The sequence below is a fragment of the Mesorhizobium shonense genome (genome assembly GCF_040545255.1).
Classification (GTDB): domain Bacteria; phylum Pseudomonadota; class Alphaproteobacteria; order Rhizobiales; family Rhizobiaceae; genus Mesorhizobium; species Mesorhizobium shonense.
In genome coordinates this window covers 1-4802 of sequence record NZ_JBEPLM010000043.1, presented here as the reverse complement: position 1 = coordinate 4802, position 4802 = coordinate 1, and the positions used below count along the sequence as shown (strand labels likewise).

Below are 4802 nucleotides of genomic sequence, written 5' to 3'. Positions count from 1 at the left end.
CTGCCAAGATGTACCGCGCCACTTCGGGATCCGCCTGAGCTAGGGGCTCCTCGAAAAACCATCTCTTTGCTTTCATGTGGAAGTCTCCTTTGGATCGTATAAACTCGGCGACAGCGCATCCTCAAATGATACCGCTGTTAGGCAATTGTCGCGCCGACTAAAAAACTCTTCTGCTCTCTGAATGTCCGCGCGCCACCAGAGCAAACTCCGCGACGCCGTGTTGCTGAAGAAATAATCGTTCCCGCGCGCTATCTCGCGCTTGTGCGACTGTTCAATTTTTCTCTGTGAAGGGCTTTGAGCCGCCCTGTAAGAATCTCCCACTTTCGCACTACGCGGTACTTCCGCTATTCGACAAAGACAAATAGGTCCGCACTATCGCAGGCATCGACGGCGCCTATCCCCGTAACCTTGAAACAATCTGTACACCCGACAGATACTATGCTTACCTAAACGTCCTTGGGGCGTCATCACGGCCACTCTCCCTAGGCCTAGTCAACGCCGTGGTTCAAAACTCGATCCGAGGAAACTCTATGCCTGACCTTCGCCACCAAATCATCGGCTGCGTTGAACAGACCCCTTTTGTGGATACGCACGAACATTTGATTGAAGAGCGACAGCGCGTCGAAGGGGTAGTGCATCCAAAGTTTTTCAAGTCAAACGATTGGTCTTATCTCTTCCAAGACTATGGTGCAGAGGATCTTCTTGTTTGCGGTATGCCGCGGGATGAACTTCTGCGCTTCCTAAGCCCCAATCTGAAAAGTGAAGAAAAATACGCTCTGCTGGCGCCCTATTGGACACGGATAAAGAACACCGGCTACGGACTGGCGCTTCGTCACACGTTTCAGGGAATTTATGGAGAAAGGGACATTACAAGCGAGACTTTTCCGCGAATTGCTGAGAAGTATCACGAGTTTGTTAAACCTGGCTTTTACTTTGATATACTTAAGCGTTCGAACATAGAATTTTGTCACGTCAACTCGGTGCAACGTACGTTTATGGAGAGTGCCACTCCCGATATCCTAGGGCAAGATCTCAGCATCTTAGGTTTCTGCCGGTGCAGTGCCGCAGACTTTGCGCGAATCCAGGAGGAAACGGACCGACACGCTAATTCGCTCGATGAATGGCTTTCTATCATCGATGATTATTTCTTGAGATATGGCACTAACGCCGTCGCAGTGAAGTGCCAGATAGCCTACACCCGTGCCCTGGATTTCTCGCCAGTAACAAAAAGCCTTGCGGCCCGTCTTTTTCCACACCAAGTTGATCGGACTGGCGCTCGCCATTCCCTTGGCGCAGACGATCTGAAGGCCATTCAAGATTTTCTATTTCGTTATTGCGTAAGCAAGGCTGAAGAATACGGGTTGCCGGTGAAATTGCACACCGGATATCTTGCTTCAGTCGGCGTCATGCAGGTCGGCCGTGTTCGAAACAACGCCGCCGACCTATGTCGGTTGTTCCAGGACTATCCGGACGTAAAATTCGTGCTGATGCACATTGGTTACCCATACGAGAATGAATTTATTGCGTTGGCAAAACAATACTCGAATGTCTTCATTGATATGTGCTGGGCGTGGATGCTAAATCCAGCTGCGAGCACGCGATTTTTGGCGGAATTTCTGGTTGCCGTGCCGTCCAACAAGATCTTTACATTTGGTGGAGATCTTGTAGCGGCCGAACCTATTTACGGACATGCAGTTTTGGCACGGCGCGGAATCGTTGAGGCTGTGTACCAGCTGGTGACGACCGGGTGGTTAGCTGCCGAGGACATGCCGGCACTCATCGAACAAATCATGCGAGAAAATGCGCGCCAGTTCTTCCCGCACAACCCCTCTGGTCGCATCCTCTGACTCCAATCCGTTGAAGCGTCACGCCGACCGCGTAAGACCCACGTTGGAGGCGAAATATTGTCCAGCCGCGAATATGCTGGAGGCAGTTGGATCTGGGGCACAGTTGCCCAGAACCCTCCTTGATCCTGGCGTTCGAAGGCGCCGTCGCGGTCCTGCTGCTCGTTGCGGCCGCTGCATTCGCATTGCCGATAGAGCTGTGGGAAGAATCGGAGCGGGAAGCCTCGGAGTTCATCCCACTCCCGCTCGCGCTTGACCTAAAACCGAGAAGCAGATCGATCGTCGTCAAGACTCTCTACCTCATAAGTGAGCGGAAGTTGCGCGCACCTTCTCTTTGGACTGAAGTCTTCTGGACGCCGACATGGATGGACTATCTGCGTCTGAACCATCGGGCGACGGCAGCGACAAGGAAGTCGGCGACCGGCTCGTTGCTCTCCACGATGGAGTGGATTATCGTCGGGGCGAGCCGATGACGCATTCCGCTATGAAGACGCTGTTCGAGACGCTCGAACCGCGCGGGAGGGGCGTCGACCAGAGCGCGGGCCTCCGTATCCGCATTGACGGCGAACAAGCAGAACGCATCCTATCAAAGGGTACCGCCATCGACCTTTCCGCAGACTCCTTTCCGGCCGGCCGATCGGCAACAACCCTGATCGGCCATATCGCCGCTCAGATCACTCGCATCGGCAGGGACTCCTTCGATTTAATTGTGTTCAGGAGCTTTGCCGAGAGCCGTTGGGACGATCTCCCAAGAATTAATTCCGAATATCTATGGTGTAAGATTTTATCCCAAATTTGCATGCGATGCGGTTTGCTTACCGCTTACTTGGCGGAATCCTTTACCTTGCAGATACCCCGCTCCAGACCGTTTTCGATCCTAAGGGCCTCGGAACTAAAGAGTGGCAGGTTCCAGGTCTTCAGAGAGGCGTAAAGATGTTCAAGATGAAGGCGGCAAGACGTCTGTTCAGTCTCTATCTCGGCCCTGGATTTTCCCTACTGGCTTTTTCAGGTGCATTAGAGGCCTTGCGGCTTGCCAATGAAGTGCTTCAATCGGATATTTACGGGTGGCGGGTTGTATCTGATGACGGACTCCCTGTGAGATCGAGTTGTGGAGTTACGATCTCCGTGGACAGGTCGCTCAAGGAGGAACGCCACGTCCAAATGGGCTCGTTCCCCTCGGCCGCTGTAATTTGTGGGGGTAGCCACCCTCTCGCCGCAAATCGGGCCCTGTATGGCTGGTTGCGGGAATGCCGGGCTAGAAAACTGTGTCTGGTTGGAATTGCGAGCGGGGTCTTCAGCATCGCGGAGATAGGTCTTGCGGATGGACGTAGATGTGCGGTGCACTGGGAACAGTTCCCTTCATTTGTCGAACAATTTCCAAGTGTCGTTGCGGTTCAAGCTGCCTATGAGATCGACGGAGATACGTACTCCTGCTCGGGCGGAGATGCTGCTTTCGACATGTTCTTGCAGTTTGTCATAGAAGATTATGATCCCCTTCTTGCCAGCCGGGTGTGCGAGAAGGCCGCCACTTTGAGGGTCCGTCAACCTGGAGATCGTCAGAGACTACCTCTGCATGCTGGCGCTGCCATCTACCATGACGGCCTGTTGAAAATCATCGAGCAGATGGAGAGGAATCTCGACGAACCGTTAGCGCTCGAAGACATAGCTGCGTCCACCTGTTTGTCTCGGCGCCAAGTTGAGCGCATCTTCTCGAAACATATTGGACGTTCGCCTGCGCGATACTATCTCGAGATGAGACTTGAGCGCGCGCACCTGTTGATCTTGAACTCGCAACTCCCAATCGTCGAGATCGCAATGGCCTGCGGCTTCATCTCGGCCTCGCACTTTTCAAAGGCGTATCGCGAGAATTATGAAATGACTCCAAGTGAGGCTCGCTCGGAAGCCGTAGAACGCCGACGGAGCGGGCCAGCCGCGCGACCTGTTCGGGATGTTGCTCAGGCAGGCCATGCAGCCGGCCGCCTGAGGAAACATGCCAAAAGCGCCCGATCGACTGGTTTCATATTGCCATGAAGATCCAGCCCATGCAGCAGATCGCCGATCACATCGTACGATCCCCCTTTTGAAACGCTTCCAACCAACGACAGGGACATCAGAGCCGTGAAGTGGCGTCTGTGGCATGGGCGGGTCGGCCTCATGATCCGCGACGTGGAGCATCTTCAACGTAACCGGTGCTCCGCCCCCACGTTGTCCTGTCCGTCCTAATCTGTGATCGCCTTTCCATGGACGAGCGAAGGGAGTTTCTCCATGGAGACTACGTTGGAGGTTCTCACAACCAGGAAGTCTGGACGTGAGTTTCACCGGCACTGGCCCGATGAGGTGAAGTCGCGGATCGTTTCGGAGAGCCTTCGGCCCGGCGCGGCGGTGAATGACGTCGCCGAGCGCTATGGATTGCGGGCGAACCGCCTTTCGACTTGGCGCACGATGGCGCGGCAAGGCAAGCTTATTCTGCCCGCACCTGAGGATGCGATGGAGTTTTGCAGCGGTGATTGTTGATCCGCCTGCCCGGAGCCGCAGACCAACGAGACCGGTCGCCCCGAGATCATCGTCGGTTCCGTCACTATCCGCCTGGAGAAGGCGCGTCTGTCGCCCGGATTGCCGCTGTCGCGCGTGCCTGCGCGGTTCAGGCATGATCTTTCCGTCGAACCGCGTGCGGATCATGGTCGCGACCAAACCAGTCGACTTCCGCAAAGGCCATGACGGATTGGCGGCGCTGGTCAAGAACGAGCTGCAGAAGGACCCGTTCACGGGAACCGTCTTCGTATTCCGGTCGCGCAAGGCCCAACACGCGACATTCTGCATACAGTCTTCGAAGCGCTACGATTGCATATCCTTGGCATCCCCTTTTTGGACGAACGCTTCAGGTCGCACCGTTCCGACGCGGCAAGGATTTGAAGTGCATCTACACGGAGGAACGGCGGGGGTTTAGTCGTGAGGTGC

General features: G+C 54.9%; 4 protein-coding genes and 2 pseudogenes. All 6 read left to right on the top strand.

The features are described from left to right. Positions 1 to 530: 530 nt before the first annotated feature. A complete protein-coding gene (locus ABID26_RS36860) occupies positions 531 to 1847 on the top strand; it encodes an amidohydrolase family protein (RefSeq protein ID WP_354418401.1) in 1317 nt (438 codons plus the stop codon). A 358-nt stretch (positions 1848 to 2205) separates the two neighbouring features. Further along, complete coding sequence (locus ABID26_RS36850; protein WP_435528652.1) at positions 2206 to 2775, top strand: sarcosine oxidase subunit gamma; 570 nt, start codon at positions 2206 to 2208, stop codon at positions 2773 to 2775. Between the two features lie 2 nt (positions 2776 to 2777). Next, positions 2778 to 3875, top strand: a complete 1098-nt coding sequence (locus tag ABID26_RS36845; protein ID WP_354418400.1) for a GlxA family transcriptional regulator — start codon at positions 2778 to 2780, stop codon at positions 3873 to 3875. Then, positions 3851 to 4022, top strand: a pseudogene (locus tag ABID26_RS36840) (ISKra4-like element ISMet1 family transposase); the annotation flags it as partial. The gene ABID26_RS36845 and the pseudogene ABID26_RS36840, both read left to right, overlap by 25 nt. Positions 4023 to 4121: 99 nt before the next feature. Further along, a complete protein-coding gene (locus tag ABID26_RS36835) occupies positions 4122 to 4358 on the top strand; it encodes a transposase (protein WP_354418398.1) in 237 nt (78 codons plus the stop codon). Between the two features lie 133 nt (positions 4359 to 4491). After that, positions 4492 to 4641: pseudogene (gene tnpB, locus ABID26_RS37140) on the top strand (IS66 family insertion sequence element accessory protein TnpB); the annotation flags it as partial. Between the last annotated feature and the right edge of the window lie 161 nt (positions 4642 to 4802).